The 15,495-nt window shown below is 39.4% G+C and carries 10 protein-coding genes; 8 read left to right on the top strand and 2 right to left on the bottom strand.

Features of this window, described 5'->3' with window-relative positions:
* Positions 1–9 precede the first annotated feature (9 nt).
* The 5 genes from DS2_RS11565 (at position 10) to DS2_RS11585 (ending at position 8,071) form a co-directional block, all read left to right on the top strand.
* Entirely contained in the window at positions 10–2,064 is a 2,055-nt protein-coding gene (locus tag DS2_RS11565) for an EAL domain-containing protein (protein ID WP_035014958.1), read from the top strand.
* Between the two features lie 45 nt (positions 2,065–2,109).
* A complete protein-coding gene (locus DS2_RS11570) occupies positions 2,110–2,721 on the top strand; it encodes a Slp family lipoprotein (protein ID WP_051479823.1) in 612 nt (203 codons plus the stop codon).
* A 57-nt stretch (positions 2,722–2,778) separates the two neighbouring features.
* Entirely contained in the window at positions 2,779–3,633 is an 855-nt protein-coding gene (locus tag DS2_RS11575) for an alpha/beta hydrolase (protein ID WP_035014960.1), read from the top strand.
* Between the two features lie 108 nt (positions 3,634–3,741).
* Positions 3,742–7,338, top strand: coding sequence for a hydantoinase B/oxoprolinase family protein (locus DS2_RS11580; RefSeq protein ID WP_035014961.1), 3,597 nt, complete (start codon positions 3,742–3,744; stop codon positions 7,336–7,338).
* Between the two features lie 22 nt (positions 7,339–7,360).
* Positions 7,361–8,071, top strand: a complete 711-nt coding sequence (locus DS2_RS11585) for a tRNA1(Val) (adenine(37)-N6)-methyltransferase (RefSeq protein WP_152537596.1) — start codon at positions 7,361–7,363, stop codon at positions 8,069–8,071.
* A gap of 47 nt (positions 8,072–8,118) precedes the next feature.
* Here the strand turns inward: DS2_RS11585 and DS2_RS11590 are convergent, their stop codons facing one another.
* Positions 8,119–9,123 carry a hypothetical protein gene (locus DS2_RS11590; RefSeq protein ID WP_035014962.1) on the bottom strand — a complete coding sequence of 335 codons (1,005 nt, stop codon included), beginning with the start codon at positions 9,121–9,123 and terminating at the stop codon, positions 8,119–8,121.
* 133 nt (positions 9,124–9,256) lie between these two features.
* Positions 9,257–9,802, bottom strand: coding sequence for a hypothetical protein (locus DS2_RS11595; protein WP_035014963.1), 546 nt, complete (start codon positions 9,800–9,802; stop codon positions 9,257–9,259).
* Positions 9,803–10,023: 221 nt separating this feature from the next.
* Between DS2_RS11595 and DS2_RS11600 the strand changes: the two genes are divergently transcribed.
* From DS2_RS11600 to DS2_RS11610, 3 genes are all read left to right on the top strand, one after another.
* Positions 10,024–10,710 carry a response regulator transcription factor gene (locus tag DS2_RS11600; RefSeq protein WP_035014964.1) on the top strand — a complete coding sequence of 229 codons (687 nt, stop codon included), beginning with the start codon at positions 10,024–10,026 and terminating at the stop codon, positions 10,708–10,710.
* Positions 10,711–12,066, top strand: a complete 1,356-nt coding sequence (locus tag DS2_RS11605) for a sensor histidine kinase (RefSeq protein WP_035014965.1) — start codon at positions 10,711–10,713, stop codon at positions 12,064–12,066. It begins immediately after the preceding gene.
* Positions 12,067–12,349: 283 nt separating this feature from the next.
* Positions 12,350–15,445 (top strand): TonB-dependent receptor, encoded by a 3,096-nt coding sequence (locus tag DS2_RS11610; RefSeq protein ID WP_035014966.1) that lies wholly within the window; start codon positions 12,350–12,352, stop codon positions 15,443–15,445.
* Positions 15,446–15,495: the final 50 nt, after the last annotated feature.

The raw sequence follows: 15,495 nt of genomic DNA on the forward strand, positions 1-15,495 counted from the left end.
TTATGGATTATGGCTAGAATACTGTTGGTTGAAGATGAATTAATTGCACGGGAGTTAATCAAAGCAACTCTCAAGGCTGATTCTACAATTGATTTAGACACGTGTGATACCGTTAAAAAGGCGCAAGCACTTCTTTCAAACAATCAATATGATTTAGTGATACTAGATATTAGTTTACCTGACGGTTCGGGTGTAACCATACTTGAATTAATTCGCAGTACTGAATCAGCAATCAGTTTGCCTGTTGTGATGGTCAGCGCGCATAGAAATAACCGTAGAATTGTTTCGTGTTTGCGTTTAGGCGCAAATGATTACATCACTAAACCCATAGATGTACAGATTTTATTAGCACGAATTCAAAACTTATTATTGATTAAAAGGTTAGATTCAGACAGACGCCAAGCAAACGAACGGTTTAGTTTAGCAGCAATGGGCGCCAATGATGGTTTGTGGGATTGGTTAATTAGTTCGGACGAGGCATTTTTTTCATCTAGGTGGAAAAAAATGCTTGGTTATGATGAACAGGATTTTCCGAATCAATTTAATGCGTTTGTCGAGCGCATTCATCCAAATGATACTTTTGAGTTTAATCGTAGTTTACGCCATCACTTAGAGGGAATATCAGAGCATTTTTGTCAAGAATGCCGTATTCAGCATGCGGATGGAACCTATAGATGGATGATGGTGCGCGGCGCAGCGATCCGGCATAAAAATGGTAAAGCCTATCGAATGGCTGGTTCAATGACAGATTTTACTAATCGGAAGATAATTGATCCAATAGCAGATGTATTGAATCGCTCTGCGTTTATTGACCGAATGGAATTATTATTACAGGCAGTACAAGCGCAACAAATTACCAATTTTACCGTTATTTTAATTTCACTAAATCGGTATAAATTAATTCGAGATAGTTACGGACACCATTTTTGTGATCGGCTCATTTTTGAAGTTGCAAGCACTTTATCCGCAATTGTACCGCCGCAAGAAAGCCTGGCTAGGGTTGATGACGAAAAGTTTGCTTTAACAGTACAAAATGCCAGCAGCGTCGAGTCGTGCGTTGACATTATTGAACAGAAAATTATTCCAGCGCTTAAAACGCCATTAATGATTGAACACAAAGAAATTCATCTAACTTTTTCAACTGCAATAGTGGCTCAAACAGCCAGTTATATTAATGCGGCAGATATTTTGCGCGATGCTGATATTGCATTAAACGACGCTTGGTTATTACGCAATCAACAAATTGCCATTTTTCAACCCAAGTTACAAACTAGCCTTAAAGACAAAGCTCAATTAGAAGAAGATTTACACAAGGCGTTAGAGTCAAATAGTTTTGATGTGTTTTATCAAGCGAAGGTGGATAGCAAGGGGCAAATTGTTGGTGCTGAGGCACTTGCGCGTTGGTTTCACCCTACAAGAGGTTTGATTTCACCAGCGGATTTTATCCCGATAGCAGAAGAAACGGGTTTAATTATTGAGCTTGGCAAAATCGTACTAACAAAAGTTTGCAAACAATTGCAGCTTTGGTTTGAAAAAGGCATCAAAATTCCAGTCGCAGTGAATTTATCCGCACGACAGTTAATTAATCAAAACTTGCAAGATGACATACTCAATTTGCTTCATCAGCACAGGTTACCAAACGAATTGCTTGAACTAGAAGTAACGGAAACCCTGTTGCTGGAAAATTTAGATGCCGCCTTACCAATTTTAAATGCGTTTCATCGCAATGGCATCAAAGTATCGATTGACGATTTTGGAACAGGTTATTCATCTTTGGCCTACCTAAAATCGCTTCCATTGAATACGTTAAAAATTGATAAGTCGTTTATCAAAGAATTACCAAATAACGAAAATGATAAAGCAATCGTTGAAGCAATTGCCTATATCGCTAAAGCCCTTGGCCTCTCTACTATAGCAGAAGGGGTTGAAACTAAGGCGCAACTAAACTTTTTGCAGAGCTTGAATGTATGTTGTTTTCAAGGTTTTTATTTCTATAAGCCTTTGCCCGTAGAAGCATTTGAAGACGTGATGAACCAACAGATAACGCATGAATATATTGACTAAGCTGTTATACTTAAACTAATCGAGTTGTTATGGTTGATTAGATTTATGTTATTACTTAACAAAAGCTTAGCGAAAGTTGTCACGAGTATAAGCTTACTTGTAGGACTAGCCGCTTGTAGTACGGTACCAGAAAATTTACGTGTTGCCGACAATGTACGCCTTGTTAATTACGACCAAGCTAATAAACAAGCTCAAGCTGTGGTTGGAGAGCAAGCGCGTTGGGGCGGCGTTATTGTAGCGGTTAAAAATTTACCTAAGCAAACCATGTTGGAACTGGTGCACTATGATGCCTATAGCAGTAGTAAGCCCAAAGTGACGGATAAATCTAAAGGACGTTTTCGCGTCTATGTTGAGCAGTTTTTAGAGCCCGGTATTTATAAATCGGGCCGTTTGGTTAGTGCGTTGGGGACTATATCTAAGCCTGAGCAAGGCAAAGTGGGTGATTACGAAATAAGCTATCCAGTGTTAAAACAAGCTCAGGTTTACATATGGCCTGAAGCTAAAGAAACTGATAATCGAGCAGACTTATGGCGCGATCCATTTTGGCCATATTCTAGTCGTTGGTATTGGCAGCGTTATCACTATTTGCACCCATATTATATCCCAGTTGATAAACGTAAACGTACAAGAACTAAAAAGTCGTCGACACGAGACTAATCGCTAATGCAAAGAAGCTTATTTCAAAGGTCTTGCACGCTTAATCATGGCAAGTCTATGTGTTATCTAACTAACTTTAGCTGGGATGAATACCAGCAAAACGTGCCGACTTTATTATGTATACACGGTTGGTTAGATAATTCTGAAAGCTTTGTACCATTGGCAAAATATCTCGATGACTATCAATTAATCATAGTTGAACTGATGGGGCATGGGCATAGTGATCATCGTAGTCTCGATGCTCATTACCATTTAATTGATTGGGTTTACGACCTCAAACTATTTTGCCAGCAGGTACAAATATCTGAGCTCTATTTGATTGGGCATTCGCTTGGAGGGGCAATTTCAGCGGTGCTAGCAGCTAGTGAACCCCAGCTCGTTAAAGCTTTAATATTATTAGAGTCGCCTGGTGCATTTACTCAGCCCGAACACGAGTTGGCCACAAATGTACACCTCGCTTTTGAAAGTCGGATAAAAATGGCTGACAAGCGCGTTAAATCGGCAACCAAGCGACCCAAAAATTTATTGCCAGCATTGGTACAAATGCGTGTTGAAAAAAATCACCTAGCAGCTGAGTATGCTGAGGCATTAATTAAACGCAACCTTTATATTGAAGCAAATTCGTTTAGTTGGAGAAGTGATGCAAGGTTACAGACTTTATCGCCGATACGTTTAACACCTGGCCAAGCTCAAGAAATTTTGGCAGCAATACAAAGTCCAGTGACCATTTGTTTAGCTGGCAATGGCTATCAGGTGATAAAAAACACGATAGAAAAACATTTAGACTATTTTACTAAGTGCCAAGTTAAATATTTTGATGGCGCTCATCACTTCCATATGCCGCAAGCTCAACCATTGGCTCAATACATTCAACGGCAGGTGATAGAAATCTTGGAAACTAGGCAAATATAAAGACATCAATTGAATTAAGCTGTTCAAGCGATAATTAGCTGATGGCTATTTAGCGAATTATGTTAGAATCCTCCGCCGTTTTGTGGCATTAAATAAAGAGGAATAAGCATGGCGGGTTGGCAGTTTTGGGTTGATAGAGGTGGCACTTTTACCGATATTGTTGCGGTTAAACCCGACGGTACACTCACTACCCATAAACTATTGTCTGAAAATCCAGAACGCTACCAGAATTCTGCAATTCAAGGTATTCGTGAGCTATTGCAATTAAGCTACGAACAAGCCATTCCTGTTGAGTTGATTGATAGTGTTAAAGTTGGTACAACGGTTGCTACCAATGCGTTACTCGAACGTAAAGGCGAAAAAACAGCACTGGTGACAACTCAAGGTTTTAAAGACTGTTTAAAAATTGCCTATCAAAATAGACCGGATATTTTTGCCCAACAAATTAACTTACCAGATACTTTGTTCACTGAAGCGTTTGAAATTTCCGAGCGAATTTGTGCAAATGGACAGGTTGAACAACCACTAGACATTCAAGATGCACGTACACAATTACAACAAATTAAACAGCGTGGATATAATGCAATTGCTGTTGTACTTTTGCATAGTTGGATAAACCCTCAGCATGAACAAGCACTAGAGTTAGTCGCAAAAGAGGTTGGATTCAGCCAAGTTTCATTGTCACATAAAGCAAGTCAAACGATTAAATTGATCCCGCGTGGTGACACTTGTGTTGCTGATGCTTATTTAACACCTGTTATGCAAAATTATGTTCGCCAAATTGCAGATGCATTGCATGGGGTAGACTTATATTTTATGCAATCAAACGGCGCATTAACCCAAGCGGACAGTTTCAAAGGCAAAGATGCAATTTTGTCTGGTCCAGCTGGTGGTATTGTAGGTGCGGTTAAAACAGCTAAGCATAGCCAACATAACAAAATTATTGGCTTTGATATGGGGGGCACGTCTACTGACGTATCGCATTACGCAGACCAATACGAATTTAGTTATTGTACTGAAGTGGCAGGTGTGCGTTTAGCAACGCCTATGTTAAATATTCATACTGTCGCAGCGGGTGGAGGCTCTGTTTGTATTTATGCAGACGGACGTTTTCAAGTTGGCCCTGAATCTGCTGGCTCGAATCCTGGCCCAGCTTGTTATCGAAAAGGTGGCCCTTTGACGGTAACAGATTGTAATTTGGTCCTAGGAAAATTAAATGAACAGCTATTTCCAGCTGTATTTGGCCACAATGGTGATTTACCGCTAGATAAACAAGCGTCCATCAACAAACTTGAGCAGGTACAAAAAGCATTAAAACTAGATGACGTTGAACTAACCATTGAACAAATCGCAAATGGTTTCATTGAAGTTGCGGTAGACAATATGGCGCATGCTGTCCGTCATATATCGACCAAACGTGGCTATGACCTAGCCGATTATACTTTAAGTTGTTTTGGTGGAGCAGGTGGTCAGCACGCTTGTTTGATGGCTGAGGCGCTTGGCATGTCTAAAGTGATTATTCATCCCTATGCTGGTGTATTGTCTGCTTTTGGTATTGGTTTGTCCGATCAAGGTATGGGTGCTGAGTTTAGCTTCCAGCAAGTGCTGAGTTTTAACCAACTTCAACAGTTAAAACAACAAATACAAACGAAACAACAGCAGTTTGTTGAACAATTGACTCAGCAAACAGGCGTAAAAACAACTGCAGCTATCGAAACCAAGGCAAAGTTATTAGTTAAATATCAAGGTGCAGAAGTGCGCTTTGAGGTTGATTATTCAGATGATTTAGACTCCATTATTCAAGACTTTGAAGCGCAGCATGTTAAACAATTTGGTTATATTCAACAATCGGACATTTTGATAGATGCATATGTAGTTGAGGTGCATTTAAATTCACAAGTCGACCTGACTGCTACTGACATTCGTGTCGAACCACTGCTCGCGCAAGTTGAACTAACACACTCGAATCATTTTAGTGTTTATCAAAGAGAACAATTAACGGAGAATCAGGTCATTGTTGGCCCGGCGTTGGTGGTAGAAAAGACTGGATGCAATGTTGTTGAAGCTGGTTGGCAAGTCACCCAGCTAGCAGACAAAACTTTGTTATGTGAAAAAACACGTCATGACAACAAATTACCAACGCCAGTTTGCCCGCAGCAACTCGATATCAGCCCTGTTAAGCTAGAAATCTACAACAATTTGTTTATGTCGTTTGCTGAACAAATGGGCGAAGTGTTAGCGCGAACAGCTCACTCTGTTAATATTCGAGAACGACTCGATTTTTCCTGTGCTATTTTTAACGAGTACGGAGAGCTAATTGCTAACGCACCTCATGTTCCGGTCCACCTTGGCTCAATGTCTCATAGTGTGTTGAGTGTAATCCAACAGCACAAAACGACGATGCAGGCGGGTGATAGCTATTTAATTAATTCACCATTTCTTGGCGGTACGCATTTACCCGATCTAACCCTTGTGACGCCGATTTTTTATCAGTCGCAAACACCTGTTTTATATGTAGCATCCCGTGCGCATCATGCTGATGTAGGTGGCATCACTCCTGGGTCTATGCCAGCCGATAGTTGTGTAATTGAGCAAGAAGGTTTGTTATTTGAAGGGCTTAAAGTCGCAGAGCAAGATAACTTGCAAGTTGAATTAATAACGCAGGCATTTAGTTGCAGTAAATATCCCGCGCGAAATGTTCAACAAAACATTGCGGATTTATCTGCGCAGCTTGCTGCAAACAAGGTGGGGCAACAGGCGCTTAATCAATTGTTAAAACAGTATGGCGTAGATAATTGCCGACGAATTCTTAACGCAATTTTAGACAATGGTGAGCTAGCGGTTAAAAATGCTCTTAAGAATCTTAATTCGGGCGCGGCTGAACTCACTATGGATTGTGGTGCCCGCATATGTGTGAACATCACTATTGAAGGGGAAACTGCGCTGATTGATTTTGCTGGTACCAGCGCGCAGCAGCCAACTAATTTTAATGCGCCGCGTTCGATTACCGATGCGGCAGTTATTTATGTATTCAGGTGTTTGGTTGAAAATTCAATTCCACTTAACGCAGGTTGCATGCGACCACTGTCGGTTAAGGTGCCTAAACAATCTATGTTGAACCCAGAATATCCTGCTGCTGTGGTAGCTGGCAATGTTGAGGTCTCTCAAGCAGTGGTATCAACGTTATTTTTGGCTTTAGGTAAACAAGCTTGTTCGCAAACAACGATGAATAATCTTTCATTTGGTAATGCTGAATATCAGTATTATGAAACTTTAGCGGGTGGAACTGGCGCAGGTATTACGCCAACCGGTTGCTGTTACGCTGGCCAACATGCTGTTCACAGCCATATGACTAATTCGCGGTTAACCGACCCCGAAATATTAGAGCAAAGGTACCCAGTTAAACTGAAAAAATTCTCCATTAGAGAAAACTCTGGTGGTCGGGGGCAATACCCGGGTGGTAATGGGCTCGTCCGTTCGATTGAGTTTTTACAACCCATGCAAATCAACATACTAGCAAATGCTAGAGTCAATGCACCTAAGGGATTGTCTGGTGGTGGTAATGGCTTGTGTGGACGTAATTATCTGGTTAAATCTACTCAAACTAACCCAATTGAACTTGCCTATAATGCTAATGTTGCGGTCTCTGCGGGCGATATTCTAACGATTGAAACGCCAGGCGGAGGCGGATTTGGCAAGCAATAGTTTTAAATGTAAGCAATTTTCCGTGACCCAGCTCCATAGTGCGATGAAAGTGGGTACAGATAGTTTAATCTTGGGAAGCTGGGCAATTGCAAGTGTCAATAAAGAGAACACAAAACTGAATGTCTTAGATATTGGCTGTGGAACAGGTTTATTAACTTTAATGCTGGCACAGAAATTAGCTGAGGTGAACGGTCAATTCACCGCGGTAGAATTGGATGCTGGCGCATGTGTCGATGCACAATACAATTTTTCTCAAAGCCCTTGGTCACAGTGTATTCAATTATTTAACTGCGATATTCAATCTTACCCAGATATAACACGATTTCAGCGTATTATTTGTAATCCGCCATATTTTACTGCTGGGCAAACAATTGAACAGAGTAGAGCGGTGGCTCGGCTGCAAACCCATTTGAATTGGCACATATTGGCTGAGCAAATCAGCCTACGTTTAAGCTATGGTGGGTTTGCAGAACTGGTTTTTCCTTTTAGCGATTTAGTTGAAGTTAAACAAATATTTAGCCAAGTAAATTTATTTAGTGTTGCTGAACTGCATATTTACCCTAAAGAATCAGATACAAGCGCGAAGCGGGTATGCGTTCGCTTTGAGAAAACAGCGCAAAATCGTACGAAAATGACTATTCCTGAAGTAAACCAATTGGTTATTTACAACCAACAAAACCACTATACGACTGACTACAGAAATTTATGCCGCGACTATTATTTAAACTTTTAACTCACAAAACCTGAGCTTTGAATAAAAATTACTTTTTGCAGCTCAGGTTAATAATGAATTTCTGGATTTAAATGTCGCTTTAAAATGGTTGCCTTTTCTGGAGAGCAGTTGAGCTCGTCATAGTTATAAATAACCAAACCGTGTTTACTCAGAGCAAGGTTTTGTTTTAATTCGGCTTCAAATTGATTATTGCTTATTTGGTTTTTCGCTCGCCAATGAGAAACTTGCAAACCATAAAATATAGGTAAGTGAGTTTCATCACTAATGGTTTGCATGACTCGTGCTTTTTCTTGCATATCCTGAGGCATTAAGTGGGTAAAAGCGACGGGACACATAGCATCAAACAAGAGTGCTAGTTCAGTTTTATTTTGTCCAGCTAACTGGGTGCTGGCATGATTAAGTACACCGTCAGGCCAAGGTAAGGTATTCAATACTAGCTTACTCTTTGGCGAAAGTTTGCGGATTAATTGGGTTAGGTGCTGCGCAATATCAAGGATTTTTTGACTGCGCCAGTTGGCGTAATCAGACGATAGTTCGCCCGCTTCAATTTGTGCTTGCGCTTGATTCGTGTAATGGTCGGAAATGCTGAAATTTTGTAGACAATTAGAGCAAAAACAGCCGTACTCTAAATCTTGTGCTTCTATTTGTTCAAAAGCTTTGCCTTGCCAACTAACAAATTGTCTTAAAAAATCTAAACTAACAATGGTTGGAGACATTTCTTCCAAATACTGTTCAATTTCGCTTTCCAGGTGATTTAGATAGACGCGATCGCTCGGACAAACAAAGTGACACCAATCTGTTTTAGCAGGGCGTTTTAAATTGGTAATGGCCTGACGGCTTGGCTCACCAATTAAATAGTCAGGATTATTTAATACTGAGATATTTAACCAAAGCGATAAATTGTACTTTTCTAATAAACTTGGTAATTCAGGTTCATTGTATAAATCTGGCGAGAGAATAAGCGTATTCGCTCCCCAGTAGTTAGCGTTTTGGCAGCATTCTTCTATATCAAGGTTGGCATCAAGCGCATAAAGTGCGATAGGCTTGCTCATAAATAGCTTCCTTTTTATTGTTTTTCTAACAAGATGATCGCAGGTGCTTAAGATTAACCAGATTTTAATCTAATTTAAAGGTTAAATGTTTACCTATGTAAATTATTTTTGCCATTGCTTGGCAGTAGGCACGTTAAGGAATGGGGTTGTCGGTTAGCTGTGCATACATAATTGCCGATGGCCTTAAAGAACTTTCAGTTACTTTTATCCCTATCGATAAATACTTGCCGTGTTTTGGGTTTGGGTACTCGATAAACATATCACGGCTGTTATGTGAGTAGTGTAAATGTAGAATAGCACCGTCGGTAGGAATTCCGAAACTCGATTCGTCTTGAGATACATCATATTCGCCAAAACCAAACTGGTTTTGCCAGTCGTTACTAGCAATTTTAAAGCGGCTACCTACATCATCAACTTGCGGTTTAGTGATATCAATATTCTTAAGCCAATAGGTGTTGGTTTGACTATCAAATGTCATTAATGTTTTTTTATTGTGTGTCCAACCTAAATAAGAATTGGGCAGGTATAAGTCATACCTCAGCTGGTAACCTTGCGATTGCTCAAAGTCACTTAAACTAAACACTTTTGGACGGTGTTTTTCTAATGTATAAAAACGATCACAGCCAACTAATAAAGTTATTAAGCTAATAAAAATAATGATTTTTTGGGTTTGACGCATAGCCAAGATAATTCCAGTGTTAATAGAAAATTTACAATTTTCAGTTATTCAGTGTGTAAATTAACCGCTGCTAATGCAAGAAAATTCCTTTGCATACGAATGCATATTGCAACATATTTTTCTAGGTATATATTAAAACAATTATTTAACAAATTAATTGTTTTAATTTGTTCAATAGTATCTCGTTTGATTATTTATGTATTGCATTGGGGGATGGTTCCATGGGTAATCGAGTTTTATTGATTGAGGATGATCAAAATTTAGCTGCTACTGTTATGCACTATTTGGAATTAAATCAGATAGATTGTGATCATTGTGGCAACGGTGTGCATGGGGTAAATTTGGTTAACGAAAATACCTATGATGTGGTTGTTACTGATGTAAATATGCCAATGATGTCTGGGTTGCAAATGTGCAATACACTTCGTGAAGATGGCAAAGAAGTGCCAATATTGATGGTGTCTGCACTAGACGAAATTGATGATAAGTTAGCCGGGTTCGATAGTGGCGCGGATGATTATCTCGTTAAACCATTTGAACTCAGAGAGTTGCTTGCTCGTATTAAAGTGTTGTCGACACGCAAAAGTGGTATGGTTAAATGCTTAAAGATTGAAGACTTGGGCTTAACGCTTGATTTAAAGAATAAATCGGCTAAGCGTGATGGAGAGGTTTTAAAATTGACCCCTTCTGGTTGGTCTATTCTTGCAGCATTGGCGAAGGCTTATCCAAATGCAGTGAGTAAACAAGATTTGGAGTATGCAATTTGGGGCGAAGATGTCCCTGATAGCAGTGCGCTAAAAGTTCATATTCATAGGCTACGTCAAAGCTTAGATAAAGCTTACTCGGTGCCGCTATTACACATAGTGCATGGATTTGGTTTTGAACTAAAGAAAAAATTGCATGACTAAATGATCAAAAATACCGCGTTACAAATTCGCAGTACATTAGTGGGAACCGCTTTTATAGCGGTTTTCGTGCTTATTTATGTCATCTATGTGGCGATCCAGTTTCATATAGAACACGCCACAAAACAAAGCCATTTTTTAGTTGATTACACTGAACGTGCTATTACTCGGATTAAAACTAATCCTGACAAATATTTAACCGCACCACACTACCCAATTGGTAGTGATGAATTGCAATTAGTAACTTCATATACCAGCCTTAAAGCCAGCATTCCAAAGGTGGCAGAGCAATCGGAATTAACCACCAACAAAATTACGCTAGCCATTTCTAATTTTCGAGGCGTTTTCTCCGTTGCAGAGCTTATTCTCATTTATCCTATAGAGTTTCAACAACGCACTTTATATACCTATTATCGGGTCACACCGCAAAATCAATCTCTATTAGACGCAATGCTTGCCGGACGTATGCAACCCGCAGTGTTTATTGCGGTTGTTATTATCGCGATAATCTTTATCGTACAACTCTATTATATCAATCATGTAAATTTAACTGTGCGTCAGTTGGCTAACTGGGCTGATAATTTGTCCGCGTCGAAAAAAGTTGACCCGCCACCTAAGCTAAAAGTTGATGGGTTAACTTCGCTTGCATACACAGTTAATAACAGCATTAATAAATTTACTGAGCTATTAGAAAAAGAGCATTCGTTTGCCAGATTTACTAGCCACGAATTACGCACGCAAGTTGCAGTATTATCAACTAATATGGAAATACTTGAAGCTATGATGCGTGATTTGTCTCCAGATGAAAGGAGAGTTTTGCAGCGAATGGAAATCGCCGTTGCTGACATGAAGTATCAAATAGAGGCACTGCTTTGGATTAGTCGAGAGGGACAAAACAACACTGGGTTTAGCAGTTGTGAGCCGGCTAAAATGATCGAAAAGTCGATTGAAGACAATCAATCAATTATTGAAGGGAAGAATGTAAGACTGATTGTCAGTGGTGATGCGCTCTGCGTAAATACGCATCCGACCTTGTTACAAATTGTGTTAAATAATTTGGTTCGAAACGCATTTCAAAATACGCTTCAAGGGCTAGTTCATATCGCTGTGATGCGCAATGGTTTAACAATTTTGAATCAAAATACAGTTGAAAATAAACTAGTGCAACAACACAAAGAGCCAGGTTTTGGTATTGGTTTAGTTTTGATTGAAAAAATTGTTAACAAGATAAACCTTTCTTATGAAGTTGAAACTTTTGAAAACGGCCGCTCAGTTAGCTTAACCTTCCCAGAAAAAGATATAGAAAACAATCACTCATCTACAAATGTAGTCAACATACCTAATCGAAAACACTCATAGTTACCCATTTAGTCGAATTAATACTATTAAAACCACTTTGTCATACAATGTGGTTTTATACATTCTTAAACGATTTACATGCCTTTTTATCAAACCTGACAGTTTTATTGTAAAACTATATTAAATAACAATACCAATAAAAAAATTAATAAATGTTTTACATTTATGTTGCTAAAATTATATTTGTATGCAAGTATTGTATTACACCTGTGGTTTTTGGTGTTAAACAATAATCATACACATGGTCTAACCAACATAAGATATGTAACAAGGGGTTATACAAATGCAATTTAAATTATCAAAAGTTGCTTGTTCGTTGATTTCAGCGGGTGCATTAAGCATGGTCGCAAATGCATACGCAGCAGAAGAAACGGAAGATACAGAGGTTATTCAGGTTCAAGGTATTCGTGCTTCATTAACTAGCGCGCTTAATCAAAAACGCGATGCTAATAACTTAATTGAAGTTATTCAATCGGAAGACATTGGTAAATTGCCTGACCAAAACTTAGCTGAAGTGTTAGAAAACGTAACAGGTATTCAAATTACCCGTACTGCAGGTGTAGGTACTGGCGTACAAATTCGTGGTAGTAATGCAAACATTGTTCAAGTCAATGGTATGCAAACTGTCGGTACTGGTGATGGCCGTACCGGTATGAAATTTGAAGATTTAGCTGCTGGCATTATTGCTGGTGTGGAAGTAATCAAAGCACCTACTGCGCAACAGATAGAAGGCTCTATTGGTGGTACTGTTAATTTAAAAACAATTCGACCGTTAGCTTTATCTGATACTTTAGCAACAGTACGTGTTCAAGGTGAGGATAGCAGCCTTACAACTGATGGTATTATGCCTAGAATTTCTGGTGCATTCGGTGACAACTGGGAAAATAGTTCAGGTCGTTTCGGTTTTGTTGTAAGTGGTGCATTCTCTAAGCAAGAAGCTACTTCTTTCCGTCCTCGTGTAGACCGTGATGGTGGTTTGGTTGAAAACAAAAATGCTCAGGTCGCAAATGAATGGGACGATGATGATAATGCAATTGGTTGGGAAGATGCCTCAACAGTCCGTCCTGTTGCTCAAGATTTTGATTTTGTGGGCATTCAATTCCTAAACCAAGAAACTGAAAACTTCGAATATAACACTAAAAATCTTGCTAGTTCATTCGAGTATGCGCCAAACGATGATATGAGATTCTTCTTTGATGCAGTAGTTACCGATCAAGAAGTAAGACAAGAAAGTACTCGTGTTCAAGGTTCTGGCGTTAGTTCTGTATTAAATCAGAATTTACCAGAGCAATTTGAGACAGTTAATTTTGGCTCTTTAGGTGGCCAAGACCTAGGTAGCATTCAAGTCGCAACAAAAGGGACAATCCAACCGTTTTTATCAAAAGACGATGATGATCCAAACTTGCGTTTTAATAGTGACACTGGTGCTCGTGTAACCAAAACTAAATTATTTAGATTAGGTGGACAGTGGCAAGTTACTGATAACCTTAAAGTAAAAGCTGAGTTATCTAGTGCTAGCTCAGATACAGAAACACCAAAACTAGACACTCAGTTAAACTTTATCAACCCTAATCCTAATACACCGTTAGATGGGTTAGATGACAACGGCGAGATTACCAGCAGTACCAGTAACGATAACGCTGTACCATTTGCGTACGACTTAAGAGGCGGTGCGCTTACTTTTGGTATTGATTTCGCTTCTCCATATGCACCAACTGTAGCTCAATTACTTGACCCTAATAACGTCGTACTTGATCAAGTTGATTTTAGTCATGGTAAGACAGAAAACAGCGATACCGCATTTAGAGTAGATGCAACTTACTACTTTGACGATGGTATTATATCTTCAATTGACGCAGGCTTTAGAATTAATCAAGCAAGCCATGAATCACTTTCTGTTTCTGATAGAGTGGGCGGCTTCAGTAAAATGATTGATAGCCCAAGCGGTAGTTTATTTAAAGATATTTTAGTTGAAGGACCTGATAACTTTGGTGATGCTGATGGCCGTGAGCTGGCTCTTAGAAACTATGTAATAGTTGATCCAGAGCTTGCATTTTCTAACCCAACAAAAGTAATGGATACTCTGTATGGTGCGTTGGAAACCCACCGTGCAAATATGGAAAGCAAAGGCTTTACGTTTAGTAATGAAATTGATTATCTTAATACCGATCCACAATCTACCGCTGGTTTTAAAGTAGAAGAAGATACTACGGCTGTCTATGCACAAGCTAATTTTTCTTACGAAATGTTACGTGGTAACTTTGGTGTTCGATATATCGAGAGTGAAGTAAACTCTATTGGTAATACGGAAATTAATGGCGAAGTTAAGCAAATTACTTATAGTGATGATTATAACTATACGCTACCTCGATTAAATCTAATTGCTGAAGTTACCGACGATTTAATTGTTCGTGCAGCATGGGGTAAAGACATTACACGTCCTGAATTCGGTAACATGAATACCTCAGTTACTTTTGGTACTAACGAAAATGCGTCTGTAGAAATTGGTAATCCTGGCTTGCTTCCAATGGAAGTTACTAGCTATGACATTTCTGCTGAATGGTACTTTGCAGAAGCTGCTGTATTAAGTGTAGGGTACTTCGAAAAGGATATGTCAAACTTATTCGTGACAGGTACTGAAAGTGCAGCAACATTCCCAAGACCGGATGGTGGGAAATGGCGAGAAACCGATCCAAATTGTCCTGGTGGTGGTGTATACAACCCAGCAGTACAACCTGGAATCTTAGGTGATCCATCTAAAGAAGGTATGTGTGTTGATATTGAAACTTCTCTAAATGATCCAGCGACTGTAACTCAGTCAGGTATCGAGATGGCTTTCCAATATGATTTATCGCAATTCGAAGGTGAATTAGGTTGGGCCTCTGGTTTTGGTATTCAAGCTAACTACACAATTCAAGAGTATAAAGGTGGTTCTGTAGAAAACGAATCTGCGACTCGAGGTACAGATATCTTTAACGCTATTCAAGGTGTGTATGACCAAAGACAATTCACCAAAGTTAAAGCGGTACAAGGTTTGCTAGATTTCTCAGAAAATGCATATAACATTACTGCATATTATGAGAAACATGGTTTATCAGCTCGCGTTCGCTATACATGGCGTGAAGCATTTCGTACCGACGACACAGCAGCAGGCGCGTCGCGTAACTCAACTTTAGGTTTCCCTGTATACACACATGACCGCGGTCAGGTGAATGCAAGTGTATCTTACGATGTTAACGACAACTTAAACTTAGGTATAGAAGCGGTTAACTTAACTAAGTCTGAAATTCAGCAGTCTTGTGTAAACGAAGGTGCATTATTGTGTTTCCAAGGTTTAGCGGACCGTCGTATTACTGCGGGTGTTACTTATAAGTTTTAATCCCAGTTAAATCTTATTTGTTTGCTTATTAAAAGCGGGTTGTTTTGGCA

It is taken from the genome of Catenovulum agarivorans DS-2, from assembly GCF_000568405.1.
GTDB classification, from domain to species: Bacteria; Pseudomonadota; Gammaproteobacteria; order Enterobacterales; family Alteromonadaceae; genus Catenovulum; species Catenovulum agarivorans_A.

Excerpts from the sequence above, each read along its gene's own strand:
- DS2_RS11565 (WP_035014958.1), top strand. The coding sequence starts at position 10 with ATGGCTAGAATACTGTTGGTTGAAGATGAATTAATTGCACGGGAGTTA.
- DS2_RS11570 (WP_051479823.1), top strand. The coding sequence starts at position 2,110 with ATGTTATTACTTAACAAAAGCTTAGCGAAAGTTGTCACGAGTATAAGC.
- DS2_RS11575 (WP_035014960.1), top strand. The coding sequence starts at position 2,779 with ATGTGTTATCTAACTAACTTTAGCTGGGATGAATACCAGCAAAACGTG.
- DS2_RS11580 (WP_035014961.1), top strand. The coding sequence starts at position 3,742 with ATGGCGGGTTGGCAGTTTTGGGTTGATAGAGGTGGCACTTTTACCGAT.
- DS2_RS11590 (WP_035014962.1), bottom strand. The coding sequence starts at position 9,123 with ATGAGCAAGCCTATCGCACTTTATGCGCTTGATGCCAACCTTGATATA.
- DS2_RS11595 (WP_035014963.1), bottom strand. The coding sequence starts at position 9,802 with ATGCGTCAAACCCAAAAAATCATTATTTTTATTAGCTTAATAACTTTA.
- DS2_RS11600 (WP_035014964.1), top strand. The coding sequence starts at position 10,024 with ATGGGTAATCGAGTTTTATTGATTGAGGATGATCAAAATTTAGCTGCT.
- DS2_RS11605 (WP_035014965.1), top strand. The coding sequence starts at position 10,711 with ATGATCAAAAATACCGCGTTACAAATTCGCAGTACATTAGTGGGAACC.
- DS2_RS11610 (WP_035014966.1), top strand. The coding sequence starts at position 12,350 with ATGCAATTTAAATTATCAAAAGTTGCTTGTTCGTTGATTTCAGCGGGT.